Origin of the sequence: Streptomyces sp. NPDC017979, assembly GCF_044328175.1 — a bacterium.
In the GTDB taxonomy this organism is placed as follows: Bacteria; Actinomycetota; Actinomycetes; order Streptomycetales; family Streptomycetaceae; genus Streptomyces.
In genome coordinates this window covers 72,173-98,872 of sequence record NZ_JBIRGU010000020.1, presented here as the reverse complement: position 1 = coordinate 98,872, position 26,700 = coordinate 72,173, and the positions used below count along the sequence as shown (strand labels likewise).

Here is a 26,700-nt window from a genome sequence, read left to right as displayed (position 1 = left end):
GCCAGAAGGGCGTCCAGGTTTGTCTTCACACACTGACCAACGGGCGCCCTTCGCCATGGTCGCGGCCAGCACAAACATCGGACTCATTCATCTAGTGCCGTAGCAAGCAACGTTTGCCCTGTTGTGATCTGACGCGCCGTCCCGGTGTTGTGCCGGGCGGCGCGTGGCCGTCACCCTGTCCGCGTGGCAGAACGAGTGCGTGTACGTGAGATCGACGATGACGAGGGCAGACGGCTGCTTCGGATCATCCGCCGGGGAACCGGGTCGGTGGTGACCTGGCGGCGCGCCCAAATGGTCCTGCTGTCCGCGCAGGGCATGCCGGTGGCGAAGATCGCCGAAGTGACGTTCACCAGTGATGAACGGGTCCGGGATGTGATCCACAACTTCAACACCGACGACTTCGATTCCCTGTATCCGAAGTACAAAGGCGGCCGGCCAAGGACCTTCACCCTGCCTGAGCGGCGCGAGATCAAGAAGATCGCGAAGTCCAAGCCGACCGAGCACGACCTGCCGTTCTCCACCTGGAGCCTGACCAAGCTGGCCGACTTCCTGGTCGCCGAGGAGGTGGTCGACGACATCAGCCACGAGGGCCTACGCACCCTGCTCCGCGAGGAAGGCGTCTCCTTTCAACGCCTGAAGACCTGGAAGACCTCCCGCGACCCCGACTACGCGACCAAGAAGGCCCGCGTCGAACACCTCTATGCGATCGCTGACGGCGAGGTAATACCGGAAGAGGGTGAGCCCGACGTCGTCTTCTGCATGGACGAGTTCGGGCCGCTCAACCCGATGCCCCACCCGGGCGGGCAATGGGCCGAACGCGCAGGCAAGCACAAGGACCCCGAACGCGAGCCACGCCGCAGGCGGCGGGCGACCTACAACCGCTACGGCGGAGTTCGACACCTGTTCGCCGCCCTGGACCTGGCCAAGGACAAGCTCTACGGCCACATCAAGCCGATCAAGAAGCGCGCCCAGTTCCTGGAGTTCTGCCGATACCTGCGCAGCCTCTACCCGCCCCAAGTCCGCATCGCGATCCTCTGCGACAACTTCTCCCCGCACCTGACCACGAAGAAGTGCCAGCGGGTCGGCACCTGGGCGGCAGCGAGCAACGTCGAGATCGCCTACACCCCAACCAACAGCTCCTGGCTCAACCGGATCGAATGCCAGTTCACCGCCTTGCGCTACTTCACCCTCGACGGCACCGACCACGCCAGCCACAAGGAACAGGGCAGCATGATCCGCCGCTACATCATCTGGCGGAACAAACACGCCGCAGATGAACGTCTTCGCGCCGTCGTGAGCAGAGCAAACGTCGCCTGAACTGCCATCCCAAGCAGGGCCAGGTCACTCTTCTGCATCCGCCTCAACTGGGCGGACGTACCAATCCGAGCTGAAATCCGCCTGTAGAACCGCCTTGTCCCGATAGCCGGCATCATCAAGGATGACTCCGCTCACCACGAAGTGGCTGCCACCCGAGTCGATCGAGTCCTTCATCTCGACCGACCTCGGCGCCAGCGGCACGTCGATGCGTATCGGTGCCTCCGCAGGCAATCCACTGAGGGCTTCGAGTAGCTCCCCCACCGTCAGCTCCACGGTCTCATGCCGGTAGCGCTCTATCTTCATCTCATCGGCCATGCGTCACAGAGTAGGAGCAGGGATCCCTTGATCAACAGGTGTTGATCAACTCCTTCCCGGCAACATCGGTAGGGCAAACGTTGCTTGATGCGGCACTAGATGTCGCGAGGTCAGTGCCGGTGCATACTTCCTCACCGTGGAGATCACAACAGGCGAGCTGCGGCGCCTTCGATCTGGACCGGGCGCCGAGGATGACGACGAGCCCCGGCCGTTTCTTGTGCGCCTCCGCTTCGCTGCCGAGGATCCGGTCCAGGTCATCGACAACGCGCGGGCGGTACTGGCGTGTGTCGTCTCCCAGACCGGTGACTGGCCGGCAGATGAGCTCTGGCCGCAACTACTGCCAGCCTGGTTCATTCAGCGGTGCGCGCTCGAGACCGCGGAATCGGAGCACGGCGAGCCCTTCGATACGGAGGCTTGGCTCCGTCAGTGGCGCGCGATGACGCCAGAGGAGAAAGCGGCCGTCGACCAGGGGTCGTGGACGCTCTCGGGATGGTTGTACTACTTCGACCCGACCGAGCAGGGAATGGGAGACGATCGCAGCTGGTGGTGGTGGCACGCAGGAACCGACAAGTCGGGCGGCTGGGTGCAGGTGGCCACCACCGGCTGGCCCTTCGGCAGCGATTCGCTGTCCTGGCTGATCGAGGCCAGCGGCGGCGTGGATCTCGTCTACGGGCCGTAAGCAGCGACTCGCCATGATCGCGAACCACGGCTGGAGTACTAGAGCCGGTCAGGACACGGGCACTACAAACATCATGAACAGGGAGAAAGCAGGTCGGTAAATTCCAGGGACAGGAACCGTAACGGAGCGGGCGAAGGCGCCTCCGGAGCGATCGTCATGGGGGGGAATCGTAGGGGCCTGGCGTGCGTCCGGAGGTGCTCAGTCCTCGCCCACCTGAAGGAGCACGACGACGAATCCGTTTCCGCTGCCGGCGACTACGCCGTCGAAGGTGTGTCGGGTCACGGGATTCCACGCGCGTCCGTTTGTCCAAGGGCCGTTGATGTTGGAGAACCATTCCGACCCAGGGCCCAGAATCGACATCGTCGTCGTTGCGGCTCGCTTGGTGTGGGTGAGGTCACGCCGCGAGTGTCCGGGGAATACCAGGCTGTCGGCGGAGAGTTTGACCAGGAGCTCGACCGCTGTGTCACGTGTGACGGGGTGGAGGGCCGCCTCGATCTCCTTGATCGTGGTCGGTCCAGCGGCGCCCCTTACCGCCTCGTGAGCCCAGTCGGCTTCAGCGGTCTTCGCGAGGTCGTGGACATGGTGCGCGAGGTCAGCTCCCCAACTCCAGCACCACCGTGAGTAGACGGTCTCCTCGCTGGCCAGAGAGGAGACAAGCGATTCGAGGAGGTCTGCATCGTCCATGGCTGAATCCTCGCAGGCCGATCCAGGTGAGAGACCAGGGTCAGGTCTTCGGCGACGAGGTCCTCGCCACCGCCATCCTTCGACCACCTCCTGCACATTGCGAAGTGATCTCCATCGACGGCCCCAGCTAACAGCTGAAGAACCACCTCAAGGCCATCGAGCGCGAGAGCAACGTGGCCTGGCCGGCTGCGATCACGGCGTCGGCGCCATCGGCATCCTCGACACGTCCCTTGTCCGCGGCCACCACCACAGCTCCAACGCCCAGCTCATCAACCAGGCGAGCACACCACGTGCCTCGCCCGGGGCGAGAATCAGCCCGCAAGGGCAGCACCAACCGGCTGGGGACCGGCCATCGGTCACGGGCCGGGGCAGTCGACTCCTCTCCTTGCAACTACCACTGCATGACAGCGACTTCACGTCGTACTGAAAGCGCGAGGCTAGGTAGGTGTTTTTCTACCTGCCTCACGGATCGCGGAAGGTCGGCAGGAGCTGGGGGCGAAGTCCGGGGAAGGGGTGGTGTTGTCTGGGCCTTTCGCGTTCCTGCTTCTCAGATGGTTTCTGGCGTGGCGTAGGTGAAGTCGTACGGGGCCCAGTCGGTGATCCTGCGGTATCCGAGGCGTTGGTAGAGGGCGTTGCTGGTGGGGTTGCCCGCGTCGGTGAAGAGCACGACCTCTGTGGCGCCTGCGGCGCAGGCGGCCCGGCTCACCTCTGCGGTGACGGCTGCTGCGTAGCCGCGTCCGCGGAGGTGGGCTGGGGTGTAGACGGGGTCCACCCTGACCATGCCGGCGACCATCGGGTTCACGCCTGCCATGGAGACGGGGGTGCCGTCCGGGGTCTCCCAGAAGGTGTAGGTCTTCTCGGCGAAGCGGGTGCCGGCCCAGGAGGCGGCGTTGATGGTGACGGTCTCGCTGAGGTCGGCAGCGAGTTCACGGCACCAGCGCATGAGGTGGTCGTGGTCCTGCTCGCCCACTGGGCGGCTGTGGCCGTCTGGGTGCGGGTTCGGCGGGGTGAGGGTGTCGAGGCGGTAGAGGTGCATCGGGACGCGGAGTGTGGGCGTCGCGCCGGTGTGCCGCTGCCAGGCTTCGGCGAATGCGGTGGCGGTGTCGTGGTCCGCGGTGACGCCGGCGAGGGTGTGGCCGAGGCCGGTCAGATGGACGACGAGGACGTCGGCCTGCTCGGGGGAGAGTGGCGTGAGGGTCAGTCGACGGGTCGGCGGGCGGTAGAAGATCGCTTGGGTCTCGCCTGCCGACTCCAGTCGGCCGAAGAGGACGGCTCCTGAGGTGAACGCGTCCGGTTGGGTCCGCCACTTTTCCAGTGTGGTGAGCGGCGTGTTGTGCAGAGCGGGGCGCGAGCGGAGGAAGTCTCCGGCCCGGGAAAGGAAGTCGTCGATGTCTTCGGTGAGGTGCCAGGCATCCGGGAGCATGGTTCATGATCCCGGATGTGTTGAACTCGGTGCAGCGCTTTGCGGGGAGACGCACCATCGCGACGCCTGCGCCAATGACTTTCAGTCACGTGGCGCGCAGCTGCTGTTGATCAGGCACGAGTTCTCCTTGCCCACTGGCTGGTGCGGGAGTTTTTTCGGGTGAGGCGTCGGGTCATCATGGTGATGAGCGCCCAGTTCAGGTGGGCTTCGGAGTGCTGCGGGAGGCGTGTCGGGTAGCGGGGACGCATTGCTGCGTCCCCGCTACCCGACAACCCTGCCCACCCGCTCAGAAGCCATGATCCACCTCGCCATGACCGACCTCATGGCCCGCCGCCTCACCGGCGAGACCACGATCTCCTGGCGCAACCCGGCATCACCGGATCAAGTTCGCAGTCCAGGATGAAATAACGGGAGAAAACGACCTCTAAGCTCGACCCCACCCCACCAGTGAAGGGACCCCCCTCCATGACCAACGGCCTCACCTGGATAGGCGCCCACGCCTACACCGACACGCCCGTCCCCGGAATGCGCGGCGGCGTCTCCCTCACTCTCGCCCGAGGCATCGACCCTGACGAGTTCCTCATCAACCTCGGGGCCGACCTCGATGAGCTCGCCGCTCGCACCCCGCTGGCCGAACTGCGTAGCCAGCCCACCCCGCCCGGCCACGACCCCACCCGCTACTCCTACGCGATGTACGGCAGCGAGGGTGAGTGGACGTACGTGCTGGAGAACGACCACGCCGCGATCTGGGCAACCGGCTTCCGCCGTGTCCCCTCGATGTGGCCCGGCCCGGGTGAAGAGATCCTGTGCGCCAGTCGGAACCTGTACAGCCCGCCCGCCGCGATCCTGCACGTCGAAGGCGACGAGGTGATACGGCGCGCAGAGTTCGGCACCACCACCGGCCACGAGTCGGCATTGGATGCGGCGCTCACCGCCGCCGGTGCCGTCTTCCCCTCCATCCCCGATGCCACCGCCGACGAGGTGATCGCCTACTACGAACAGCACGGCGCGCGCCTGCCCGCCCTGGTGTTCACCGCGCTGGGCGCGTACACGGGGCTGAGCATCGACCAGGATGCCGCACAGGCCGGGAACCTCCCCGCCGTCCACCTCCTCACTCCTTGAGCGACTCTGAAGCTTCTATAGATCGTCAAGCCGTGGGAGACAGCCGGGGTGCTCCGCTGATTGCTCTGGTGAGGTGGTGGTAGACCTCGCGCGACGAAACGCTTGAGGCATCTGAAGATGTCCTTCGTCTTGAGCCCTTCGAGGGTGCGTCGTGCGACGTAGTCGCGGGTGCGCGGGTCGTAGCGCATGCGGACCAGCACGATTGTGTGCCGCGCGCGGTTGGCCTGGCGGTCTCCGCCGCGGTTGAGTCGGTGGCGGTCGGTGCGCCCGGAAGAGGCTGGCACGGGCACGGCGGCGCACGCGCTGTTGGTCGAGGGCGGGGAGAAGTTCGACTCCCACCTCGGCGGTAATCCGTAAGACACGGCGTGGTCGCGGCGTTGCAGGATGTAGAGGTCCCGGTTGTCGGGGTCGCCGACGAAGACGAACAGCTTCGGGTGCTCGGGGGTCCCGAGTACTTCCCAGGTGTCCGTAGGGCAGTCGTCGACGGAGACAACCACCTCCTGTGACCACGGTCCGGCACCCGGGTCGTATTCCCAGGTCCCGATGCCGGTGCACTGGTGCATCACGGGTTCGAAGGATTCGTCCACGTCGAACGTCTCGACGCGGATTGCCGTGGCCCTACCGTCGGCCGTGAGAGTGAGCACGCCGCCCTTTCCGTCGGACCAAGTCCCGGCCGCCCGTTCCGTGCTCAGCCGCGGAGGCTCGTATCCGATCCCGGCGTACAGGCCGATCCCGGCGAGCATGCCGGTGGTGACAACGGCGAACGTCCCATAGAGCGCCACCCGCCCGAACATCGCGCCGCCGGAGAGCCACGGACGGTCCGGTAGCAGCAACCTACGGGCGACCAGCACCGATACGGCGAGCGCCACCGTCACCACGAGCCCCCCTCCGAGGCACGCCAGGAGACCGGACTCCATGAATACCGCCGCAACCACGGCCGGCAAGGCAGTTCCGGCGGCCGCCAGCACCGGGACCCACCACCACTCCTCGCGTCCCGAGAGCCGGCGCCCAAGCCATCCGGCCACGACCAAAAGCGGCATCACCACACCGACGGACAGCAGGGCACCGAGGGCAGCTCCGGCCGCCGCAACGAACGGCGCCACCACGACCAGGACGAAGATCCCCATCGTGTTGTAGGCAAGACCTGGGCTCTCCTGGGTCTGCCCCCACACGACGAGCGCGATCGCCCCGATCACAACCTCGACGGACAGCACGGACATCGCAGCCACCAACACCGCTCCGAACCTGTCCATCACGCGCACCTGCGGCTGCACCAGCTCCCGCATTTCTGAACGCATTCAAAATCCCCTCCCGTCTCCTCCTCCACGCGGATGGGCCCCCGTAGCCGGGGTCCCCCGGCGAGCGCCATCCCGCACCGGAGCTCATGGCCGGCTGCCCGCGGGCACGGAGGTGGGAACGGCGCCCGAGCCGGAGTAAAGCGCGGCGGGGCGGGGGCGAAGAAGCGGGCCACCTCGGCCAGAGCGTCGCGGAAGGAGTTGGAGCGGCTGACGAAGGCGGAGCTGCATGAGCGCGCCACCCGAACTGGTGCCCCTGGGGCGACGTTCGCTGTCACCGTCGCGAGGTCGACCTGCAGTGACGTGGCTTCGTTCACCTTCACTGACAGCGTTTGTCGACCAGTTTGAACAGCGGTTAGCGATCTCTGGGGGAAATGTCTTCATGAGTTTTGACGGCGCTACGCGTCAGTGATCTTGGCCTGCGGTCCGTGCGGAGCAGTCGTGTCCATCGCCGGGCAGGCCCATGACGTTCAGCACGGGTTCCTCGCCCTCGGGGATCTCAAAGGTGAAGTTCGCTCTTGACTCGATCACCGTAAGCGAGCACTGGTTACCAAAGGTCAGCGCAGCATGCGGCTTCCAGGAACAGCCGGCCCTGCCCAAGGCGGAAACGACGTCCGCGTGCTTCAGCCCTGCCGGGAAGGTGCCCGTCCCTCCGACAACCAACGGAGGGAGTTCGACGACGTCACGCCAGGTCTGATCGGCCAGCCACTCCCGCACCGGACACACGCGGCCCTGCACCCCTGCGACGAATGACCGGCGGGGAGCCGTCTAGGGCGTGTCGTTCGGATCTTGCTGGGCTCGCGTGCCCTGGCACCATGCCTCGCGGCGTTGTCGTCAATAGTTGAGGGCAGATGCGCGGAACGCCAACTATCCGTGCAGGCATCGCCGCATCACTCTCCCCGCCCCCTTGTAGGTTCGCACCCGGACGAAACGCACGGCGACAGAGCGAGAAGGGAAATGAGGACATGAAGTTCACGAAGACGGCTGTGACCCTGTCCGCGCTCGCGATGGCAGTGGGCGGGACGATGGCGACCGCTGGCCCCGCCGCCGCGGTCGGGGGGTGCCCCTCCGGGAAGTTGTGTCTGTACGAACCCATCAACTTCGGGAGACTCGATGTGACCTCCCAGAGCACGAACGCGTGCATCGACCTCCGCAACTACGGCCACACCGGGTTCCGCCACGGAATCGGCTCCTACGTCAACAACCTCTCGGTCAACGTCAGGGTCTACCACCTGACAGCGAACGGCGCCTACGCCCTGGACGGCACCATCGGACCAGGCCGCTCCAGCTCCAACACATCCTCCCCGAGGGCGTTCGGTAACTACGGCAAGACGTGCACAGGGTCAGCCGTCCCCAGCTAGATTGAGTCCGATGTTCTCAGTGGTCGTATGCGATTAGAGATCGTTTGGTCTTGGTGCCGGTGGTCCAGTTGTGCCAGATGGCTGTGGCGAGGGCGAGGAGTCGTTGGGCGGTGCGGGCGAAGACTCCTGCTGGGGTTCTGCCGCCGTGGTGTTCCAGGCTGAGTGGGCCTTTGAGGGTGTCGAAGACGGCCTCGATCCACTGGCGTGAGCGGGCGAGGCGGCCGTGTCGGACCGGCTCGTCCTTGCGGTCTGGCCGGATGGGATGAACACCGAACCACTCGGTCAGTAGGGCCTCGAACTCCTTCCCGGCGAAGCCCTTGTCGGCCAGGGTCACCTGCCCGGCGTGAACGAGGTGATGGTCGCGGTGCAAGAGCGCGGTCATCACTTCGCGCTCTCCGATTTTGGGGTTGGCCAGGCACCAGGTGACGGGCATGCCCTCGGCGGTGGTGACCAGGTAGAGCCGGAAGCCCCAGAAGAAGCGGGAGTGGGAGCGGCAGTAGCCGTAGCCGCAGTGACCGGCCAGATCGGACCGTTTGACCGTCTCGCGGGAGGCCGCGCAGGGCAGTGGTGTGGAATCGATCAACCGCAGGTTGTCGTTCCAGGTGGGCACCTGCCGGGCCAATGCCTCGATCACGTGGCTGATCAGTGGCCCGGCGGTGTTCAGGCGCTTATTGTAGGCGGACTGCTGGGGCAGGTAGCGGAACAGGCGCCCCAGTCGGGCGTGGGCGAAGCGGATGAAGTGACGGGCCGAGGGGAAGCCGAGCAGTACCTGGGCCACCGCCAGGCACAGGAGTTCGGCATCCGTCAGTCTCGGAGGTCGCCCGATCCGGCGAGGAGGCGCCACATGGTCGTCCATGAACACGTACAGTGCCGCCAGAAGGGCGTCCAGGCCAGGAGTCACACCCAAGCCAACGGGCGCCCTTCGCCATGGTTGCGACCAGCGCAAAAATCGGACTCAATCATCTAGGGCGACCAGCCGGGCGCCCTCCGGGGTCGGGCGGTCAGCCAGTAGCCGCAGTGTGGCCTCCACCGCCCGGTCCCACCACTCCCCCACCGCCGTCACATCGGAGGGGGCCGCGGTGTCCAGGGCCGCGGCGTGGGGCGGGTGCGCGGCGAGCAGTCGGGCGTGCAGATGCGCGTGGACCTGGTCGATCCGGAGCCACGCCCGTAGCCGCTTGGCGAGCGGGAGGCCGGCCGTGGCATCCACTGCGGCGAGGTCGAGAACCGTACGGGCGAGCAGCGGCTCGGCGAAGGCCGCCGGGTCGCCGAGGCGGACCTCGTCGTGGTCGACGTCGAGGACCAGAGGCCGGGCCGCGGGCGCGGTCGCCTCAACGTCGCGGCGTAGCAACCCCGCCAGCGCACCGGGTACGGCGCGGGCCGACCGGAATGCGCCGCCCTCGGCGGCAGCGGGGTGAACGGTCGCCACCAACTCCTGCAGCAGGCCCGCGACGTCGTGACCGGGCAAACGGTCAGCGCTCTACCAGGCGCTCGCCTCCTCCAGCTCCGGGTCGGCCAGTGCCGCGGCACGCTCGGCGCCAGACGTCACCGCCGGGGCGGAGCCGGCCGCTGCGGCGCACTGGGCGGCATGCGCGCGTTCCAGCACCGCCTGCAGCGCCGAAGGCCGGCGTGCTCGGGCATCCACGACGACCCCTGGCCGGTTTCACAACCATCGGGGCGTCGACGGCGATCGGGCGGCTCAGGAAGATGGACATCCTGCCGAGGTCCGACGAACCCAAGTAGCGTCAAGCTGCCCGTCACCTCCGCCCGCGTCGGGTACGGCAGGGTAGGCCGATTACCCAGCAGCACCCAAGGGCGGCTGGTCAGTCACATGCGGGTACGGGTACGGCGACCGAGGCCGGCGTCCGGCCGCAGGCTCGCGCAATCAGGGTCGGCCGTGCAGACACAGCAATGGCGGCAAGTACAAAGCCAGCGTGATCTGCGAAAGCTTCCAAGGTCAGATCGTCGGTCGCGATGCACCGAATTGGACGTCCAGCGGGGTTTCCATCGTTTTCTGTGCGCCGTGGACCTTCGTCAAGTCTGGCGGCTACTGGTCAAGGTCTCACTAGAGCTGCTCTGCAGTCGAGTCGCCAAGCGCTCGCCGGTGAACTGCGCGACCGCGAGGCCCGCAGCACTCCACGCGAGGCGTGGCGGCTGAGCATCGAGCACCACTCGCTGTAGGCATGTTGGAGCGCGCCGTGCGCTTCCGCGGTCGAGGCCGCGATGAGTTGGAACCGCTGGCCACGGACCACACGGCTTGGATACTCGGCTTGAGGTTCGGCCGGGAGGTTGCCGGGAGCTCCGAGGCTTTTTCGGTGACCAGCGTGCCGATCGCGGTCCCGAGGCCCATCGGCTCACGCCCGTCGCGGAGCACCGTACGGACGACCTGCGGCTTCGCCTTCTCCTTGCCCCGGCCGTTGGTGCGCGCTGCCTCCATCGCGGCCCGCAGCGCGCCGGGGTGGACCCGGCCCGCAGCGCGACCCGGGCCGGGTCCGCCCCGGACAACTCGCCGTTCACGCCTGCCCCAAGGGAGGCAGCCGAGGTTGAGGTGCCCGAATCCGGAGAGGCGCTGCGCTTGGTCGACCAGCTGGTTGCTGAACAGGCGCCGGGCCGAGGTTCCGCCGTACTGGTTGATGTTGTCGACACCACCTGGGAGTCGTGAGAGGTGCGGGCCCGCCAGTCGATGACCTGCCTGCGGGTCCGCTCCTCCAGCACGAGGGGCTCCTGGTCGACGTCGCCGACGGCCGGAACGGTCGGCACCTGACGACGTGGGGTACCCCTGCCCAGCAGGAACACCGCTCCGGACTGGACTATTTGGTCAGTCCAATCGGCGTGCTGGGGCAGCGTCTCGTAGTCCCTGCAGTTTCGGCGCGCTCTCATGACCCACGAGATACTGCGTTCAACTGACCACAGCTGAACGACACTCCGCCATCAGTCACTCACCGTGGATGTGGGACGGCTTCTCAACCCGTCGGCCACCACCCCGCGCGGCGGACTCCGCCGAAGAGACCCCCCTTAACCCGAACAGCACCCCCGTGCACCCCCGCACCGCGACACCCGCCGACCCCAAGACCGCAGCGGACGGGCCCGACGGCGGCGGACGGGAACCGGTTCCCTGCGGCTCCGGCTGGCCGCATCCGGCGCGGGCTAACCGCGCCCGCAGCGGCCCTCACGATGACGATGCGAACTACATTCGGTCATGGCGTATCACGTCACGTAATCATGGAGATTCCGATGTCCCGATGGGGCCGCTTCTTCGCCGTGGAGCTGATGGGCGGTCTCTGCCCGCTCCTGGCTCCCTCCTCCGCCGTCGCCGCCACCGGTATGGTGACGGTGACGCAACTCGACGCCAGCGGAACGGTCCTCGGGATCGAGACTCTGGAATTCTTCCTCAACGGAGGCTGCGTCCCCACTCCGACCGCGTCCGGGCAGCAGCAGACCAACATCGCGAACAACACCACACGCGTAGTGCGGATCTACGCCCGGCCGAACTGCGCGGGTCCCTTCGCTGAGGTCCCGGCCGTGGTCGGATCCTTCCATTCCGGCAGTGTCATCCGCTCGGTGTTCGTACCGTCCGGCCTGTGAGCACCGCAGCTGGCAGCTCCCGGGCGGCCGGCGACGAGCGACCGGCCGCCGGGCGAGGACGCCACGATGCTGCGGCGCGGGAGGCATCCGCAGCGGACCCAGGGTCATACGCAGGAACGGCTCCGGCACCTCGGGGGCCCGTGAGGTGGGCACGGCCCGTGCCCGGCAAGGCGCTACATGGCGCGACGATGCTCTGTCCCCGGCCCGGCGGTCCGGTCGCCGCCCGGACGGCACCGTCCTACGGTGGAGAGGAATCGCCGTACACCGGCCCGGCTCCCACCGCGGGCAGGGGTGCGGGCCGGTGAGCGAGAAAGCCGCGCGTCATGGAGAGCATGAGGTTCCCAGCCCCCGCCGAGGGGTTCGTCCTGACCCACTTCATCGCGGTCGCGGACGTGACCCGGGCCCGCGACTGGTACACCACGGTCCTGGGCGGGGAGGTCGTCCTGGACTCCGACCCGTGCATCGTCAAGGTCGCCAACGGCTGGATCACCATGGCCACCGGCGGCGGCCCCACCCCCGACAAACCCGACGTCACCCTGCGCCCGCCCGCCGACCTCCGCACCGTGACCGCCTTCCTCAACCTGCGGGTCGCCGACGTCCACGCCTGCTACGAACAGTGGACCGCGAAAGGCGCGCACTTCCTCACCCCGCCCCTCGACCGCGGCGCGGAGATCCGCTGCTACATGCGCGACCCCGACGGCCACCTCATCGAGGTCGGCCAGGCGACGGGTGTCCTCGACCGCGACACCGCCTGACCACGACGCGAGGAACGGGCCTGCCCCGGCCCCGGACGGAAGGAAGGTATCCGGATGCTCGGTGAACACCCCGTCAGCCCCGTCCTCCTCGCCACCGACCTGGCCGAGGCCCGCCACTTCTACCACGACCTCCTCGGCCTGGAGATCGCCGCCGAGAACGACGCCCTGATCACCTTCCGCACCGGGCCCAGCCTCCTGTTGGTCTCCCTCAGCAGCACCGGAACGGCCGACACCCAGACCCAGGCGTCCTGGACCGTCACCGACGTCTGGGCCGAAGCCGACGCGCTGCGCGCCCGCGGGGTGACGATCGAGGACATCGACCAGCCGGGCCTGGCCACCGACCACGGCATCGCCGACGCCGGATTCGCCTGGGCCGCCTGGATCACCGACCCCGCCGGGAACTCCCTCAGCATCCTCCAGCTCAAGTAACCCACCCCACCTCACCTATGCGTCCGTTGGTCGGCGCGCTGCTTGCCTGCCCCGCCCGGTGCCGAGAGGTGCCGTCAGACGAGTGCGCGGGGAGTCGGTCCAGGCGTTCGCTGTACACCGCGATCTGGGCCCGGCGCGGAGTGTCACGAAGGTGGCACGGGAGTTGGACAAATCCCGGGCGCTGGTGGGCCGGTGGTCGCGGTCGTTCACGTGGGTGATGAGGGCGGTGGCCTACGACCGCGAGCAGGACCGGTTGTTCCTTGCGGAGCAGGAGCAGGAGCGGCGGGCTGTCGGTGCCGTGGCCCCGGACCCGCGCGCCCCGTCATGCGGTGGTGCGCAGCGGAAGGGGCGCGGCGGGGACCAGGGCAGCGGTCCCGGCCTGCCGGGCGGCACGTTCTGCGCGGGCCCACCGCGGTCGGGGTGGCGAGGACGAGACGGGCCAGCAACGGTCTGATCTGTCCGATCGCCTTGGTGACGGTGCACCGGTCGACGTCAAAGAGCTCAGCCAGCGCGGCATGCGGCATGTCCAGACGCAGGTTCGCGAGCGTAAGCAGGACTCGGTCGACGAGCACCAGCTGGTGCTTGCGGCCGGCCCCGGCCGCCCGTTGCCGGCGACTGCCACGACGGGCGTGTAGACGGCCCTCGCGTTGAGCCGCCCACGGGCCGGACGGCTCTTCCACCAACACGCCAAGATGTGCGCGCGAGAGGCCCGTGAAGGCGGGATGGGACAGAGCCTCACAGGCCCACTTCGTGGTCACGACCGAAGAACCGATGAGGCTCTTTGCACGTCACGGGTCGACCACTGCCGATGGCCGTCGCCGGCGGATGTGCCCGCGCTCGCGTGGTCACTGCGGCCAGGCGGCAGGCTGCCGGGCTGATCCTGCGGGGTGCGCCTTGTCGGGATGATCCCCTCAGCCAGAGAGTTCGATCTCTGGGTAGAGGGAGGAGGGAGCGTCGAGCAGTGGGTGCTCGCGGTCCAGGAGGTGGTGCTCGAACAGTGCGCCGAGGCAAGCACGGGTGATCTCGATGCCTCGGCCGCGGGCCAGAGTGCCGAAGGCGAATTCGTCCTCCTCATCGGCGCACTCGCGAATGCCCAGGGGCCCGGCCAGGACATCGAGGTCGGTGGCCGACATGTGGCCCGCGCCGGACACCACCATGTGGCGACGCCAGCCCCGCAGACCGTTCCACAACTGGGCCCGCGCCTGCGGCTCCTCGGGGAACTCAGGGTCATCGGTGGAGAGCTGGACAATCAGGAAGGGGCGGTCGAGACCGGCTTCGAGGACTTCGCCGTAAGGGGTGCCGTCCACGTTCGCGCCCACCACGACCCTCGGATCGAGCCGCATGGCCTCGGCCGCGGTCGCGCCGCCCAGGGAGTGGCCCGCGATGCCGATCTTCGACGAGTTGAGGTGCCCGCTCCACCAGTACGCGGGATCGGTCAGCCGGTCGAGAGCGAAGCGGACGTCGGCGACGCGGGTACGCAAGTAGCGCGTGGACAGGTCGTTGTTGTCTCCCTTCTCCAACCCGTCCGGCTCCCGGTAGTCCACGACCCGGCCGTCGGGGAACTCCACCCCGACCGCGTCTGCCGGATGATCGATGGAGGCCACCAGAAAGCCGCGGCTGGCCAGGTCCTCTCCGAGCGAGGTCAGGCATGCGCGGTACTGCCCGTGCCCCGGCGACAGCAGCACCAGCGGACAGTCGCGTGCGGCCGGTGCCAAGGGCGCGCCGCCCACACCGTGCAGGACGACAGCAGCCACCTCATCCCGCGTCAGCCCGGATCCATTCGGCTCCACCTCCCACCAGTCGAGCAGCAGGCCAGCCACCGTGGGCGGGACATAATGGTCGACTACCGCGCTGGGATCCTCCTGTGCCGGATACCACAGCTGGACCATGAGCTCCCGAGGCTGACCAGGGCGGAACGGGTCGTCCCGGTCATGATCAACGAGATGTGCGGTCCGCACGCCGACAGCATGGCGACCAGTGGGACGGGGCAACTCCAAGCGGGGCACAGCCCGCTGGGTGGAAGCGTCATCAACTGCTGGACACATGCTGCGGGAATCCGCCATTCCATCGTCCTCTCGTCATCGCCGCGGTGGCAACATGACAACAACACGGACGACGTGCCGAACGCACCTGCTTTTCGACGGCCAAACCACAGGCTCATGCGAGTCCTCAAGCGTCCCGAGCTCCAGGGACCGAGCAGCCCTCGCCGCACCGCCAACTGCGAACATCGTCGTAAGAGAACGTCGGTCACCGATGACTGCGGAGGCCCTTCTTGCCCGCTGGCCCACCGCCGCACCAAAGGCGGAGCTCTTTCACGGCGCACTGGTCTTCGCGGGCAACTTCGACGAGCGTGACGTGGAGGCCGCAAGGCGCACCTATCCAGGCCGTCATCCCATGCTCAACGCCGATGGCGGCCTGGAAGTGCACCCGGGTGAGCCAGATCGCAGGGTGCGCCAGACGGAGGACACCGTGGTGACTGTCTTCGAATTGCCCGGTTGAAGGGTGTATGCCCTCTTCCCACTCGGGCCGCCGTCTACGGCAGCCGGTCGTCACCCGCCCCCACGCACCAGCGCCCCGGCCGCGCTCACCATCACCGCCGTCCGGCTGATCAGCTTCTGACATCCGGCCTGGGTCTGGCGGACACCGTGGCGCGGAGGCCGGCTTTCTTCCGGGCGTCATGATGCCGCGGAGAGCCGGTGCGTCGGGGCCGGGGTGGGTGGTGGGGCGTTCAGTAAGGCGGTGCCGAGGTGGGTGGGGCTGTGGAGCGCGGTGTTGCGGTGGCGAGCGGTGTGGACCAGGCCGGCTTCTCGGAGGACGGTGGTGTGTTCGCTTGCGCTGGCGGGGGCGATGCCGACGCGTCGGGCGATCTCCCTTGTGCCGCAGCCGGGGTGTTCGGCGATCGTGCTCAGTACGGCGGCTCTGGTTCTACCGAGTAGCGCTGTGACCGCGGTCGGGGCCTTCGCGTCGGCCGGCTTGGGAGTCAGGGCCATCAGCGACGGTAGCGGGTGGTGCTGTCCTGCGGGGTAGGTGACCACCGGTTGGGCGACGCCTTCGACGTTTACCGAGGAGGAGGTCGTCAGGAACGTCGAGGGGACGAGGAGCAGTCCCCGCCCCTCTAGGTGGAGGTCGTACACGGCCTCCTTCATCACGGTGCGGATCTCCAACACCGGTGGGTTCCATCGCATCCACCGCGGATTGGCCTGAGCGAGGAGGTGTTCCACGCCGCCGGTCAGCATCTGTCGTGCGCGTACTGTGCGGTCCGCCGCGTGGAGGTCGTTGATCGACGCCCAGTGCGGTTCGAGCAGGTGCGTGTAGAGCTGGTGCCAGCCTTCGAGGAGGTCGTCACGAAGCTCGGCGTCGTCAGCGAGTCGGCGTGTCCAGGAAGGGACGGGCCATCGCTGCGCCATCGAGTTCACGTCCGCCGCGATCTTTCGGCCGGGCGTGGCCCGCACGTGCTCCAGTACCTGGTCGGGCGGGCCCGCCATGAGAGGGCAGAAGAAGTCAGGTGCCACACCGATTTGCGGGGCGAGAGCTAAGGCCAGCCGTGTCTGGGGGGAGAGCCGCGGGATCGCTTCGCGGCGCCAGGCGTCGAGCCGAGCGGGCTGGTTCCGCCCTTGCAGCGCCCGTGCCGCTTCGGTGAGTTCGACCATCGGCATCGGCGCCGTGGCGACGTGGGTGCGGGTCAGGTCCTGGGCGGTGAAGTGGATGCGGTAGACCATGGTCCCCTCCGGCGCCGGTCGGTGCCCACCACTGTCCCGGAACTCTGCTGTTCGGACCAGACCGAATCACGACGCAGGGCCGGTCGGTCGCCGGAGAACCTGGGTGTCCGAAGACCCCCTGAGGAGGCGTCGTGGTGTGGTCCAGGGTGTCCCTGTTCCTGGTGGAGCAGTACGCGGAACTACGGTACGGCCCAATGCTGCTCGTCGGCGTGCTCCTCCTGGCATTCGGCGCCAAGGCACGGTCGGCGAGCGCGCTGTGCGTGGGCGGGCTGCTTGTACTGCTGCTCCTGCTGCGCTGAGTCCTCCTGCGCCGAAATCAGGTGCGCGGTCATGACGGGTAGAGGCCGAGCACCATAGCCCGTCCCTGCTGGGACGGTGCAGGCTGGTCTCGGCCTCTTCTTCTTACCAGGGCGGGTCACGCCGCTCTTGCATGTGGCTGGCCTCCGCGGCAGCGCCGTGGTCGGGAAGCTGCGGCGCGACGGCGGCCGCGATGTCGGGCCAGCGGTCCAGCACGGTCCCGCCGGCGGCCCGGGAGCTCCCAGGCCCGGCCGGCCATCAGGCCGTGGCGAACCCGGACGGCTCGCGACCGTCGCGCTGTACGACGCGCTGACGGCGGCGGCGCCGGGCGCAGGTCTCACTGTCGCCGCGCTTCTTGGCGGCTTCGCGGGCCTGGTGCAGCGCGACGTGCTTTCACCTGCCAACCGGCCGGACCATCGCGGCGGCGATAGGGCGTACTCCTCCCGCCGCAACCGCCGCTACCTGCGGCGACGGCAGATCAAGCACACCATCCCCGAGCCGACGAGTCAGCGGGCCAACCGCAAGCGCCGCGGCGGGCGGCCCACCGGCTTCAACAAGACGGTCTACACGCGCAGGAACGCAGTGGAGCGGACGATCAACGCCCTCAAGAACTTCCGGGCCGTGGCCACGAGATTCGACAAGCGTGCCTACGTCTTCCAGGGCACCGTGACCGTCGCAGCGATCCGGCTCTGGCTCCGGGCACAGATCCATTATCCGGGTGCGAAGGGGTGCCTGTCACCGTCCTCCAGAATGATCTTTACGCCTGATTTGCGCCTTTAGGGTTGCCGTCGACGAGCACAACGCATTGACGTATCCAAGGAGTTGAGAGTGGCGCACGACGTTGCCGCGCTGGCGGTGGAACTCACCGACATGGCCGTGGCAGATCACCAGTCCGCAGTCCGCGCGAACAGCGAGGACCCAGCCGAGCAGTTGGCGTGGCGCCGGCTGACCGCACGGCACGGCGATCGACTCGGCGAAATCATGGATCGGTACGGCTGGCCGACTGCAGAACTGGTCGGCGAGGAAGCCGCCCGCGCGGCGTGGCTGATCGCCCAGCACGCCGACCGGCAGCTCGACGTCCAGCGGCGCGCCCTCCAGCTGATGGAGCAGGCGGTGTCGGCCGGCTCGGCCAGCCCACGCGAGCTGGCCTTTCTGTGCGACCGCACGCTGGTCAACGAGGGCCGCAAGCAGGTCTACGGCACTCAGATCGCCGGCGTGAAGGACGGGTCACCGGTTCCGTGGCCTTGCGAAGAGCCCGAGCGCATGGACGAACTCCGTGCGGAAGTCGGCATCGAGCCCTTCGACGAGTACGTTGCCAAGTTCGCGATGACCTGACGACCAGCCGCCAGCTATATGCCGGCGGATCCTTGCCCAAGGCTCACCTACCGTGGGGCAATGATCCGCCGGACAGGCCCTAGCTCAACCAGCTGGTTGAGCTCAGCGCACGACCCCCTGGGCGGCCCCCATGGCAGCCCCGGTCGCTTCCCTTTGCCGCTCACTCGCCCTCCCGATCGATGGTTGCCGGACAACCCCATGTTGTCGCCGGAGAACCATCCAACCGGCTCACCTGCGGGTTCGGCCCGGGGATCGTCGTCTCGACCACGGACATCACACGATCCAGGCGGTGCGCTCATGAACTACACCCTCCCGGCGGTCCCGCCCCCTCGCGCTGACGCTGGCCCTCTTGTTCTCCACCTTCGTCGCGGCGATTGCCTTCGCCCTGGCCCGCTGGGACGGGGCTACGGTCCCATCAGCCCTCACCCGCAGCAGTATCGCTTTCGCCGCATGCCTCACCCTGTGTCTCGCCGTTCTCTCCACGATGGACCGCCGACGACTGCCACCCGGTCGGGGCAGCCGCAGCATGTGGAGTGGACTGGCTCACTGGCTGAAGGCACTGACTCGGTTCTCGTACTCGCGCCGGGCCCGCGGGGATGCCCTGGCCGCCGTCGAGCGGTTGGCGGCGGGCGAGGAGTCGATGGTGCACGGCGGGACGGCGGTGACGCGTAGGGTGCAGCCCTGGCTGCGCCGCACGGTCACCCCCTGGTCGAGCGCGGCCCGCTCGGCCGGCTCCAGTTCGGCGGTGCGCAGGAAGTCGGCGACCTTACCCGGCACGTCGAGGGTGACCAACACCTTCGGCGCTGGGGAGTCCTCCGAGGCGGCGGCGTGCTCGGGCACGAGCTTGGCGACGGCGGTACAGATCACACTGTGGCTGACGCCGCGGTGATCCAGAAGACGACGTCGTGATCCTCAGTCGCTGCGGAGGATGACCGCGAGGCTGAGCAGCGGTACCAGCGTATCGCCTGCGGTAGGGGAGGTGTTTGGAGGTCGATTCTGGTGATTTGGTCCTTCGGCTTCAGCGTGATCCCTGTGTGCAGCCCATCGGACTGCTCCTCCTGGCCGGGGCCGGCCAACCATTCGATGCCCTATGCCCCTGTGTGGGCTTGTTGAGTAGAAAATCGCGTTCGTTCATGACCGCTTCCCGTGGGGTAGTCGTCGCTCCGCCGCGGTGATCAGGATTCCGAGCAGCATCGCCATCTCGGCCGCGCCTTCGGCGTCGTCGGCCCAACGCGTGGTCTGCAGTGGGTGAACCTGGTCGAGGAGGACGTCTTCGCGGGCCAGGACGAAGGCCAATGCCAGCATGGCCGCGCGGGCGTTGCCGTCCTCGAACGGATGGAAGAACAGGATGTCGAGGTAGGTCCGGGCAGCACGTGACGGGAGGGGCAGATCCGGTTGGACGTTCTCGGACAGACAGTGCTCGAACAGCGCCTGTGTATCGGGCGCAAGGTCGTAGCGCTCCCGTCCGCCCTTCGCGAAGGCCGGCGTCGTACGGAACCCGACAAGATCCTGGCCCAGCACGATCCGCTGCCATTTCACCATCAGAGCAAAGGTCAGTGGTCTGCGCTGCTGGGCGTCGGCGAAGGCCAAGTCGAGAGCGGCCAGGACCCGCGCGGTTCTCTGGTTGTCCCGTCCGTCTTGCGCTGCCTTGAAGGACCGCCGCAAGCCATCGCGGGTCGGTGCTCCTGAGGCTGGGGTGTGCCAGGGGGAGGACTTGCATGCAGTGCCCGTACCAGCCACTCTCGGCCCGAGTGCGGTCAGCCACCACGGCGACCAGGCGGGTGCACGCTCGCTCCCAGTACCAGTGGTTTGTCGAAGTCACCGGGGTGTTCCCCGGCGGAGCCAGGTCCGCGAACCGTTCCGTCAGGTCTTCCAGCCAGCCACGCCATTCCTGAAGGGCCTCAACAACCAGCAGGGCAGTCGTATCCGGGGTCGTCACGGAGCAGTCCTTGTACCACCACCAGACGAAGAACGTGTTGGTGTCGTACTTGCCGAAGAAGCCGGGCTTCTTCTAGGAATGCAAGAAGGGCGCCTGATCTGGAATTCTTCCCGTCAGGTGCCCTTCTTGTCGCACTTGTGTGACCGTCAGCCGGAGCCTGACCTCGGTCCTTTTCCATCGTCCCCGGGAGCGGTGGAATCGACGGAATGCGACTGCGGTTCTCGCTGCCAGGTAGGTGTCAGTCCGTACCCGACTCGATCGCCGCATGGTCGAGCCGGCTTGATTCCACGATCTCAGGCTCGCCGTCACCGGCCGCGATGGCCACAGCGCCGCCCGGGGCGAGCTCCCCGATCAGTCCGCTCCACGGCCTGAGCTGGTCGTGGGTGGCGTACTGCTCAAGCTTGTTCCGTGAGTCGGCGATGTCCAGGTTCCGCATGGTGAGTTGACCGATGCGGTCGTCCGGGACGAACGCGGGGTCGAGGCTGCGCTCCATCGACAGCTTCTCGGGGTGGTAGCTGAGGTTCGGCCCCTGGGTGTCGACCACCGTGTAATCCTGCCCGCGACGGAGCCGTACGGTGACGGAGCCCGTGATCGGATAGCCGATCCAGCGCTGAAGGCCGTCGCGGAGCATGAGCGCTTGCGGGTCGAACCATCGCCCTTCGTAGAGCAGGCGCCCGAGTCGGCGTCCGTCGACGTGGTACATGGCGATGGTGTCTTCGTTGTGGATGGCGTTGAGAAGGCGCTCGTAGCAGATCTGCAGGAGGGCCATCCCGGGGGCCTCGTACACGCCTCGGCTCTTCGCCTCGATGATGCGGTTCTCGATCTGGTCCGACATCCCGAGCCCGTGGCGGCCACCGATGAGGTTGGCCTCCTGCACCAGCTCGACCGGATCGGCGAACGCACGTCCGTTGATCCGGACGGGGCGCCCGTGCTCGAACTCCACCGTGACGTCCTCGGCGGGGACGTCGACTTCGGGGTCCCAGAAGCGGACGCCCATGATCGGCTGCACCAGCTCAAGCGAGGTGTCGAGGTGCTCAAGGCGCTTGGCCTCGTGCGTGGCGCCCCAGATGTTGGCGTCGGTGGAGTAAGCCTTCTCCGCGGAGTCCCGGTAGGGGAGGTTGCGCTCCGCGAGCCAGACGGACATCTCGTGCCGGCCGCCGAGCTCGGTGACGAACTCCCGGTCCAGCCAGGGCTTGTAGATCCGCAACTCAGGATTGGCCAGCAGGCCGTAGCGGTAGAACCGCTCGATGTCGTTGCCCTTGTAGGTGGACCCGTCGCCCCAGATGGACACGGCGTCCTCGTGCATCGCCCGCACCAGGAGCGTGCCCACGACGGCGCGGCCGAGCGGGGTGGTGTTGAAGTAGGTCTGAGCGCCGGACCGGATGTGGAAGGCACCGCACGTCAGCGCCGCGAGTCCCTCTTCCACCAAAGGAGCTCGGCAATCGAGAAGCCGCGCCTGCTCCGCACCGTAGGTACGACCGCGCTCGGGGACGTTCGCCAGATCCGGCTCGTCGTACTGGCCGATGTCGGCCGTGTACGCGAATGGAACTGCACCCTTCTCGCGCATCCACGCGACTGCCACCGACGTGTCCAGCCCGCCGGAAAAGGCGATGCCGACCCGTTCGCCGACTGGCAACTTACTCAAGACTTTTGACATGTGCGCACCCTAGACCCGCCGTCGCGGGCCCCTGACTCGTGACAGACACGTGGCTCGGGAACACCGAGAACATCAGGATGGCATACTTTTGCAGTGCCCCGCAAGAGCATGCGTCCTGCTCGGATGCGGACCCACAGGCGCCGTGGATCACTCCGTGCGGCGTGGATCGACCGCGCTCGCGCCGCGTTCGGCGACCTCGGACCAGAACTCCACGGCCACCTCCTCGAACCGCAGGCCGAACGCCAGGGCTGCCGCCTGCGGGCCTTCGAGCCCCGGCCCGCCCGCCACGACGTCGGATGCGGACGTCTCCTGCGCGGTGGCCGACGCGAGGATCGTCTCGTACTCGGCGAGCTTGCGGCGGTGCGCCTCCAGTTGCGTCACCGCGAGTCGACGCACCTGAGCATCGGCGGACGTCCCGTCCTGCTGGAAGTAGAGCCGCAGCAGGCCCTCGTCACGCACGTCCGTGGCGTGTTCGGCCGGGTCGGTGAGCCAGGCGGCGAGCACGTCCCGCCCGGCCTGGGTCAGCGACAGCGTCCGCCGTCGGCGCCCGGCGCCCTCCCGGTCCTCGGCGACGAGCCCGTGGCGCGCCAGCCGGGCGGCCTCCGCGTAGATCTGGGACCGCGGGAAGGCCCAGAAGTGCCCGATGCTCTGCTGGATCTCGCGGTCGAGTGCGTAGGGGGTGGTGGGGCCCGACCGTTCGAGGAGGCCGAGCACGACGAAGGCGCTGGCGGAGAACGTTGGCATGGCATCTCCCGGTCTGGACGGTCTGAACCTCGGCGTTGCACGCCCTATTTCGACGTCGGAGTATCGAAGACCGTACAGGCTGCACGTTCCCTCCTGTCGATCGGAGTCATCGATGACCACGACAATCCGCAATCCCTATCTGGAGGGCAACTTCGCCCCCGTCGCCGACGAGGTGAGCGTCGACGACCTGCCGGTGACGGGCGCGCTGCCGCGCGAGCTGACCGGCCGCTACCTGCGGACCGGCCCCAACCCCCGCGGCGACGAGACCGGCGCGGGCCACCACTGGTTCATCGGGCGGGGCATGGTGCACGGCGTCCGGCTGCGCGACGGGCGGGCCGAGTGGTACCGCAACCGGTTCGTCCGGGGCGACGGCCCCGGGGACTCGCCCAACACCAACGTGCTCGCCCAGGGCGGCCGGATCCTCGCACTCGTCGAGGGCGGCGGGGCGCCGGTGTCGATCTCCCCGGATCTGGCCCGGATGTCGACCTGGGACTCCGACGGTGCGCTGCGCCCCGGCTTCACCGCCCATCCGAAGGTCGACCCGGTCACCGGTGAGATGCACTCCGTCAGCTACCTGCTCAAGCCGGGGGCGGACCACCTGCGGTACGTCGTCATGGACGCCGCCGGGAAGGCGACGCACACCGCCGAACTGCCCGTGCCCGGGGTGCCCATGGTTCACGACATGGCGATGACCGCCACCCGGGTCGTCGTGCTCGACCTTCCGGTGACGCTGTCGACGGAGGCCGCCGGACGTCTCGCGGCCGGGACGCCGCAGGGCGGCGACGCCTTCCCGATGCGCTGGAACGAGGAGCATCCGTCGCGGGTGGGGGTGCTGCCGCGCGGCGGCACGGCCGAGCAGATCAGGTGGTTCGAAGCGCCGCGCTGCTACGTGTTCCACGTCCTCAATGCGTACGACGCCCCGGACGGCTCGCTCGTCATGGACGTCGTCCGTTACGACACGGTCTTCCGCGACGCGCTCCGCGGGCCCGCGGACGGGCCGCCCGCCCTGGCCCGTTGGACGATCGCTCCGCACCGGGGCGCCGTGTCCGAGCAGATCATGTCCGACTACGGCATGGAGTGGCCCCGGATCAACCAGGAACTGGCCGGGCGCTCACACCGGTACGGCTGGTTCGGCGGGGTCGGTCGCGACGGCCTGCGCCTGTCCGACGACGTCAACCGCGACCGCGGGGGCAGCCTCGAACCCGGTCCGCTGGTCAAGTTCGACACCACGACCGGCGAAGCGGCGGTGCACCGCTTCGGTGCCGGACGGGTGACGCAGGAACCGACGTTCGTGCCCCGGCCGGGCGCTGTGGCCGAGGACGACGGTTGGATCCTCTCGGTCGTCTACGACGCCACCGTCGACCGCAGCGAACTGGTCGTGCTGGACGCCGCCGACGTGGCGGCCGCCCCGCTCGCGCGGGTGCACCTGCCGCGCCGCGTCCCCTTCGGGTTCCACGGCACCTGGGTCTTCGACGACGAGGTCGGCTGATGGTCCCGGACCGCTCGTCAGGACCGCGTGCCCGCTCGGGCGAGGGACACCGCGGTCGGCGTGCGGTCACGGGCCGGCTCCTTGTGGAAGGCCCAGGACAGGTCCGGTTCGGTCACCGGTTTCAGGACCCGGCGCACCAGCGGGGTGCACATCAGGGTGACGGCGATCGCGACGGCCGCGGACAGCACCACCTTGCCCAGGGGGTCGTGCAGCCAGCCGACGCGTTCGAACAGGCCCGCGTACTCGGCCCCCTTGATGAGGAAGCCGTGCAGCAGATAGCCGCAGATCGTGCCGGCGCCCAGGGCCGTGAACCACGTGCGGTGCTTCGGGACCAGGGCCAGGAAGGCGACCGTCAGCAGCAGCGCGCCGCCGAACAGGGCGGTCGTCATCAGGGGGCCGACCCACCATGCCGCACCGAGTTCCTGTGCGCTGCTGTTGCGGAAGACCCAGCCGGTCTCCACCCGGGTGGCCGCCCAGTACGCGAAGCCGCCGGCGACGGCGAACACCGGCGCGGCCAGCAGTCGGGCGCGTCGGTGTCGTACGAGGGCCAGGTGTTCGGGCTTCAAGCACAGGCCGAGGACGAAGTAGGGCAGGAACTGGAGGACGCGTTGGAGGTTCAGGTCCTCTCCGATGGCCGGCGACGCCGAGGCGAGCGCGGCGACGGCCAGGGCGAGCGGCAGCGGGTGTCGTAGCCACTGCCACAGCGGGGTCGTGACGCGCCAGATGAACAGGGCGCCCAGGAACCAGGTCAGGAACCATGGGTCGAGGAGGCTGATCGGATGGTCCGGGGTGTCGTCCGCGTACCGTTTGAACAGCGAGTACGCCGTCTCGAAGACGACGTAGGGCACCACGATGCCGGAGACGAGGCGTCTCAGTTGCCGCGGCCGGCCGGCGAAGCTCCGCGAGAGGTAGCCGGAGAGGATGATGAACGCCGGCATGTGGAACGCGTAGACGAGCACGTACAGCGCTTTGGTGGCCCGGGTGGCCTCCACGACCTCCCAGGCGTGTGCGACCGCCACCAGGACGATCAGTAGGTATTTGGCGTTGTCCAGGAAGGCGTCTCTTTCCTCGGCCGGTGCGGCCTGACGTCTCGTCACCGTGTGCAGATCGGGCGGTCCAAGGACGGCGTTCTGCTCCTGCGGCAAGACAAATCCTTCGCGTGTGGGTGCAGGGCACGCGAGACCCGGTCGATCGAGGCGCGGCAGTCGACGTGCGGCACGTCGGACAGGGCTTCACGCCGGACCAACCGCACGAAGAGTGCGATCCGGGGCCTCGTCCGGCCACCGTAGCAGGTACGTTTCGGCCTCCTTGGAGCCGTGTGGGGGCGCACGCCGCAGGGGCCGCGGCTGGTGGCAGGGCGTCGGCACGGTGGCTGCGGTGGAGGCAGCCGGGCAGCGGCTATGCCCGGACCAGGGGGGTTGTTCCAGGATCGTGCGGTGCGGGTGGCCGGTGCAGTGCGCGTTCCCCGCGCGGGTCGGACGGACGGTGGCCTTCACGCCCGTCGGCGCGCCGGCGTGCCTGTCCGTGGTGGGCCCTCTGGCTGCGGCGTCCGCCTCGCGGAGGGAAAATCGTGAGGGGGCCGCGAGAGGTGTGAGTGACGGGTACGAGGGAAGAGCCGTGACCGGTCCGATCGTCGTGGGTGTGGACGGCTCGGACGCGGCCCTGGTTGCGCTCGACTGGGCCGCGGACGCAGCGCGCCGTCTCGGGTTGCCCCTGCGTGCGGTGTACGCGTCCCTGTGGGAGCGCTACGAGGGTGCCGCGCCCGCCTCCTTCGGCTCCGCGCGCCCCGAGGACGCGGCCCTGGCCGACTGGATCGTCGGCTCGACGGAGGCGCGGGTGCACGCGCACTCCCCCGGGTTGCGGGTGGAGGCGGTGGCGTTGCCGCAGGACGCGGGGGCCGCGCTCGTCGCGGAGTCGCGGGGCGCCGCGCTGGTGGTGACGGGTGTGTCGGGGCGCGGGTTGATCACGGAGCGCCTCCTCGGCTCGGTGAGCCTGACGCTCGCCGGTGGGGCCCACTGCCCTTCGGTGGTGGTCCGGGGCGAGCAGCCCAATGTGCAGGGGCTGTACCGCCGGGTGGTCGTCGGCGTGCACGATCCCGCGCAGGCGCGTCCCGCGCTGCGGTACGCCCTGCGCGAGGCTGCGGCCAGGCGGTGCGAATTGCAGGTGGTGCACGCGTGGCGGCGGGTTGCGCAGGAACCGGTGGACCACATGGGGGTACCGGGCGACACGATGCGCGCGCAGCGGGACCGGGTGGTGCACCTGCTGGAGGAGGCGGTGGGCATCGTCGTGGGCGGCGGGGGTGACGTGGCCGTACGGCGCACTGCCGTGGAGGGGCCGGCCCATCGTGTGTTGACGGGGCTGTCGACGGAGGCCGATCTCCTGGTGATCGGCGCTTCACACCAGGAGCACCACCACGACCAGCGCCGCGGTCCGCGCGTCGGGCACGTCGCGCACGCGGTGTTGCACCGTGCGGCCTGCCCGGTGGCGATCGTCCACGAGACCGGTTGAGCCCCGTCCGTGTTCCGTCCGGGCGTTCGTGCGCCCGGACGGAACGGCCG

Annotated in this window: 26 protein-coding genes and 3 pseudogenes; 14 read left to right on the top strand and 15 right to left on the bottom strand. The window is 68.4% G+C overall.

Annotated features, from left to right (window positions below):
• The first annotated feature begins 183 nt into the window (after positions 1-183).
• On the top strand, positions 184-1,317 hold the full coding sequence (locus ACH4E8_RS33605) for an IS630 family transposase (protein ID WP_398455365.1): 1,134 nt from the start codon (positions 184-186) through the stop codon (positions 1,315-1,317).
• Positions 1,318-1,341: 24 nt separating this feature from the next.
• Here ACH4E8_RS33605 and ACH4E8_RS33600 read toward each other — a convergent pair whose 3' ends face one another.
• Entirely contained in the window at positions 1,342-1,632 is a 291-nt protein-coding gene (locus ACH4E8_RS33600; protein ID WP_398455364.1) for a hypothetical protein, read from the bottom strand.
• A gap of 136 nt (positions 1,633-1,768) precedes the next feature.
• Between ACH4E8_RS33600 and ACH4E8_RS33595 the strand changes: the two genes are divergently transcribed.
• Positions 1,769-2,311, top strand: a complete 543-nt coding sequence (locus ACH4E8_RS33595) for a hypothetical protein (RefSeq protein WP_398455363.1) — start codon at positions 1,769-1,771, stop codon at positions 2,309-2,311.
• Positions 2,312-2,509: 198 nt separating this feature from the next.
• Here the strand turns inward: ACH4E8_RS33595 and ACH4E8_RS33590 are convergent, their stop codons facing one another.
• A complete protein-coding gene (locus tag ACH4E8_RS33590; RefSeq protein ID WP_398455362.1) occupies positions 2,510-2,995 on the bottom strand; it encodes a hypothetical protein in 486 nt (161 codons plus the stop codon).
• Positions 2,996-3,033: 38 nt separating this feature from the next.
• Here ACH4E8_RS33590 and ACH4E8_RS33585 point away from each other — a divergent pair.
• Positions 3,034-3,126: pseudogene (locus ACH4E8_RS33585) on the top strand (AAA family ATPase); the annotation flags it as partial.
• Positions 3,127-3,542: 416 nt separating this feature from the next.
• Here the strand turns inward: ACH4E8_RS33585 and ACH4E8_RS33580 are convergent.
• Positions 3,543-4,418 carry a GNAT family N-acetyltransferase gene (locus tag ACH4E8_RS33580; RefSeq protein WP_398455360.1) on the bottom strand — a complete coding sequence of 292 codons (876 nt, stop codon included), beginning with the start codon at positions 4,416-4,418 and terminating at the stop codon, positions 3,543-3,545.
• Between the two features lie 271 nt (positions 4,419-4,689).
• Here ACH4E8_RS33580 and ACH4E8_RS33575 point away from each other — a divergent pair.
• A pseudogene (locus tag ACH4E8_RS33575) lies at positions 4,690-4,821 on the top strand (IS5/IS1182 family transposase); the annotation flags it as partial.
• A 589-nt stretch (positions 4,822-5,410) separates the two neighbouring features.
• Here the strand turns inward: ACH4E8_RS33575 and ACH4E8_RS33570 are convergent.
• The gene (locus ACH4E8_RS33570; RefSeq protein WP_398455359.1) at positions 5,411-6,793 is read right to left on the bottom strand and encodes a transposase; all 1,383 of its coding nucleotides are present in this window, start codon (positions 6,791-6,793) and stop codon (positions 5,411-5,413) included.
• A 1,007-nt stretch (positions 6,794-7,800) separates the two neighbouring features.
• Here ACH4E8_RS33570 and ACH4E8_RS33565 point away from each other — a divergent pair.
• Positions 7,801-8,196 (top strand): peptidase inhibitor family I36 protein, encoded by a 396-nt coding sequence (locus tag ACH4E8_RS33565; protein WP_398455358.1) that lies wholly within the window; start codon positions 7,801-7,803, stop codon positions 8,194-8,196.
• A gap of 16 nt (positions 8,197-8,212) precedes the next feature.
• On the opposite strand, the gene ACH4E8_RS33560 is transcribed toward ACH4E8_RS33565, so the two are convergent.
• Genes ACH4E8_RS33560 through ACH4E8_RS33550 form a run of 3 tightly spaced genes read right to left on the bottom strand, consistent with a single transcriptional unit; the run spans position 8,213 to position 9,838 of the window.
• A complete protein-coding gene (locus tag ACH4E8_RS33560) occupies positions 8,213-9,097 on the bottom strand; it encodes an IS982 family transposase (protein WP_398455357.1) in 885 nt (294 codons plus the stop codon).
• A 54-nt stretch (positions 9,098-9,151) separates the two neighbouring features.
• On the bottom strand, positions 9,152-9,661 hold the full coding sequence (locus ACH4E8_RS33555; protein ID WP_398455356.1) for a hypothetical protein: 510 nt from the start codon (positions 9,659-9,661) through the stop codon (positions 9,152-9,154).
• Between the two features lie 12 nt (positions 9,662-9,673).
• Complete coding sequence (locus ACH4E8_RS33550; RefSeq protein ID WP_398455355.1) at positions 9,674-9,838, bottom strand: hypothetical protein; 165 nt, start codon at positions 9,836-9,838, stop codon at positions 9,674-9,676.
• Between the two features lie 1,589 nt (positions 9,839-11,427).
• Between ACH4E8_RS33550 and ACH4E8_RS33545 the strand changes: the two genes are divergently transcribed.
• The 3 genes from ACH4E8_RS33545 (at position 11,428) to ACH4E8_RS33535 (ending at position 12,962) form a co-directional block, all read left to right on the top strand.
• Positions 11,428-11,778 (top strand): hypothetical protein, encoded by a 351-nt coding sequence (locus ACH4E8_RS33545; protein ID WP_398455354.1) that lies wholly within the window; start codon positions 11,428-11,430, stop codon positions 11,776-11,778.
• Between the two features lie 323 nt (positions 11,779-12,101).
• Positions 12,102-12,533 (top strand): VOC family protein, encoded by a 432-nt coding sequence (locus ACH4E8_RS33540; protein ID WP_398455352.1) that lies wholly within the window; start codon positions 12,102-12,104, stop codon positions 12,531-12,533.
• Between the two features lie 54 nt (positions 12,534-12,587).
• Positions 12,588-12,962 carry a VOC family protein gene (locus tag ACH4E8_RS33535; RefSeq protein ID WP_398455351.1) on the top strand — a complete coding sequence of 125 codons (375 nt, stop codon included), beginning with the start codon at positions 12,588-12,590 and terminating at the stop codon, positions 12,960-12,962.
• Positions 12,963-13,168: 206 nt separating this feature from the next.
• On the opposite strand, the gene ACH4E8_RS33530 is transcribed toward ACH4E8_RS33535, so the two are convergent.
• Positions 13,169-13,534 carry a transposase family protein gene (locus ACH4E8_RS33530; protein WP_398455370.1) on the bottom strand — a complete coding sequence of 122 codons (366 nt, stop codon included), beginning with the start codon at positions 13,532-13,534 and terminating at the stop codon, positions 13,169-13,171.
• A gap of 339 nt (positions 13,535-13,873) precedes the next feature.
• A complete protein-coding gene (locus ACH4E8_RS33525; protein WP_398455368.1) occupies positions 13,874-15,007 on the bottom strand; it encodes an alpha/beta hydrolase family protein in 1,134 nt (377 codons plus the stop codon).
• A 208-nt stretch (positions 15,008-15,215) separates the two neighbouring features.
• Between ACH4E8_RS33525 and ACH4E8_RS33520 the strand changes: the two genes are divergently transcribed.
• Positions 15,216-15,461: a hypothetical protein gene (locus tag ACH4E8_RS33520; protein ID WP_398455350.1), complete on the top strand. Its 246-nt coding sequence runs from the start codon at positions 15,216-15,218 to the stop codon at positions 15,459-15,461.
• 176 nt (positions 15,462-15,637) lie between these two features.
• Here the strand turns inward: ACH4E8_RS33520 and ACH4E8_RS33515 are convergent, their stop codons facing one another.
• Positions 15,638-16,681, bottom strand: a complete 1,044-nt coding sequence (locus ACH4E8_RS33515; RefSeq protein ID WP_398455349.1) for a winged helix-turn-helix domain-containing protein — start codon at positions 16,679-16,681, stop codon at positions 15,638-15,640.
• Between the two features lie 131 nt (positions 16,682-16,812).
• On the opposite strand from ACH4E8_RS33515, the gene ACH4E8_RS33510 reads away from it, so the two are divergent.
• The 3 genes and pseudogenes from ACH4E8_RS33510 (at position 16,813) to ACH4E8_RS33500 (ending at position 18,313) form a co-directional block, all read left to right on the top strand.
• Positions 16,813-16,980: a hypothetical protein gene (locus ACH4E8_RS33510; protein ID WP_398455348.1), complete on the top strand. Its 168-nt coding sequence runs from the start codon at positions 16,813-16,815 to the stop codon at positions 16,978-16,980.
• Positions 16,981-17,374: 394 nt separating this feature from the next.
• A pseudogene (locus tag ACH4E8_RS33505) lies at positions 17,375-17,680 on the top strand (IS5/IS1182 family transposase); the annotation flags it as partial.
• 126 nt (positions 17,681-17,806) lie between these two features.
• Positions 17,807-18,313, top strand: a complete 507-nt coding sequence (locus ACH4E8_RS33500; RefSeq protein WP_398455347.1) for a DUF6624 domain-containing protein — start codon at positions 17,807-17,809, stop codon at positions 18,311-18,313.
• 543 nt (positions 18,314-18,856) lie between these two features.
• On the opposite strand, the gene ACH4E8_RS33495 is transcribed toward ACH4E8_RS33500, so the two are convergent.
• From ACH4E8_RS33495 to ACH4E8_RS33480, 4 genes are all read right to left on the bottom strand, one after another.
• Complete coding sequence (locus ACH4E8_RS33495) at positions 18,857-19,180, bottom strand: resolvase (protein ID WP_398455346.1); 324 nt, start codon at positions 19,178-19,180, stop codon at positions 18,857-18,859.
• Between the two features lie 264 nt (positions 19,181-19,444).
• Positions 19,445-19,903 (bottom strand): Fic family protein, encoded by a 459-nt coding sequence (locus tag ACH4E8_RS33490; protein ID WP_398455345.1) that lies wholly within the window; start codon positions 19,901-19,903, stop codon positions 19,445-19,447.
• 587 nt (positions 19,904-20,490) lie between these two features.
• Entirely contained in the window at positions 20,491-21,909 is a 1,419-nt protein-coding gene (gene argG, locus ACH4E8_RS33485; protein ID WP_398455344.1) for an argininosuccinate synthase, read from the bottom strand.
• Positions 21,910-22,056: 147 nt separating this feature from the next.
• Positions 22,057-22,653, bottom strand: a complete 597-nt coding sequence (locus ACH4E8_RS33480) for a helix-turn-helix transcriptional regulator (RefSeq protein WP_398455343.1) — start codon at positions 22,651-22,653, stop codon at positions 22,057-22,059.
• A gap of 112 nt (positions 22,654-22,765) precedes the next feature.
• Between ACH4E8_RS33480 and ACH4E8_RS33475 the strand changes: the two genes are divergently transcribed.
• Positions 22,766-24,142, top strand: coding sequence for a carotenoid oxygenase family protein (locus ACH4E8_RS33475; protein ID WP_398455342.1), 1,377 nt, complete (start codon positions 22,766-22,768; stop codon positions 24,140-24,142).
• A gap of 17 nt (positions 24,143-24,159) precedes the next feature.
• Here ACH4E8_RS33475 and ACH4E8_RS33470 read toward each other — a convergent pair whose 3' ends face one another.
• Positions 24,160-25,287: an acyltransferase family protein gene (locus ACH4E8_RS33470; protein ID WP_398455341.1), complete on the bottom strand. Its 1,128-nt coding sequence runs from the start codon at positions 25,285-25,287 to the stop codon at positions 24,160-24,162.
• A 472-nt stretch (positions 25,288-25,759) separates the two neighbouring features.
• On the opposite strand from ACH4E8_RS33470, the gene ACH4E8_RS33465 reads away from it, so the two are divergent.
• A complete protein-coding gene (locus ACH4E8_RS33465; RefSeq protein WP_398455339.1) occupies positions 25,760-26,650 on the top strand; it encodes a universal stress protein in 891 nt (296 codons plus the stop codon).
• Positions 26,651-26,700 lie beyond the last annotated feature (50 nt).

Excerpts from the sequence above, each read along its gene's own strand:
- ACH4E8_RS33515 (WP_398455349.1), bottom strand. The coding sequence starts at position 16,681 with ATGGTCTACCGCATCCACTTCACCGCCCAGGACCTGACCCGCACCCAC.
- ACH4E8_RS33475 (WP_398455342.1), top strand. The coding sequence starts at position 22,766 with ATGACCACGACAATCCGCAATCCCTATCTGGAGGGCAACTTCGCCCCC.
- ACH4E8_RS33590 (WP_398455362.1), bottom strand. The coding sequence starts at position 2,995 with ATGGACGATGCAGACCTCCTCGAATCGCTTGTCTCCTCTCTGGCCAGC.
- ACH4E8_RS33525 (WP_398455368.1), bottom strand. The coding sequence starts at position 15,007 with ATGTGTCCAGCAGTTGATGACGCTTCCACCCAGCGGGCTGTGCCCCGC.
- ACH4E8_RS33580 (WP_398455360.1), bottom strand. The coding sequence starts at position 4,418 with ATGCTCCCGGATGCCTGGCACCTCACCGAAGACATCGACGACTTCCTT.
- ACH4E8_RS33535 (WP_398455351.1), top strand. The coding sequence starts at position 12,588 with ATGCTCGGTGAACACCCCGTCAGCCCCGTCCTCCTCGCCACCGACCTG.
- ACH4E8_RS33540 (WP_398455352.1), top strand. The coding sequence starts at position 12,102 with ATGGAGAGCATGAGGTTCCCAGCCCCCGCCGAGGGGTTCGTCCTGACC.
- argG (WP_398455344.1), bottom strand. The coding sequence starts at position 21,909 with ATGTCAAAAGTCTTGAGTAAGTTGCCAGTCGGCGAACGGGTCGGCATC.
- ACH4E8_RS33565 (WP_398455358.1), top strand. The coding sequence starts at position 7,801 with ATGAAGTTCACGAAGACGGCTGTGACCCTGTCCGCGCTCGCGATGGCA.
- ACH4E8_RS33520 (WP_398455350.1), top strand. The coding sequence starts at position 15,216 with ATGACTGCGGAGGCCCTTCTTGCCCGCTGGCCCACCGCCGCACCAAAG.
- ACH4E8_RS33570 (WP_398455359.1), bottom strand. The coding sequence starts at position 6,793 with ATGGACAGGTTCGGAGCGGTGTTGGTGGCTGCGATGTCCGTGCTGTCC.
- ACH4E8_RS33545 (WP_398455354.1), top strand. The coding sequence starts at position 11,428 with ATGTCCCGATGGGGCCGCTTCTTCGCCGTGGAGCTGATGGGCGGTCTC.
- ACH4E8_RS33600 (WP_398455364.1), bottom strand. The coding sequence starts at position 1,632 with ATGGCCGATGAGATGAAGATAGAGCGCTACCGGCATGAGACCGTGGAG.
- ACH4E8_RS33480 (WP_398455343.1), bottom strand. The coding sequence starts at position 22,653 with ATGCCAACGTTCTCCGCCAGCGCCTTCGTCGTGCTCGGCCTCCTCGAA.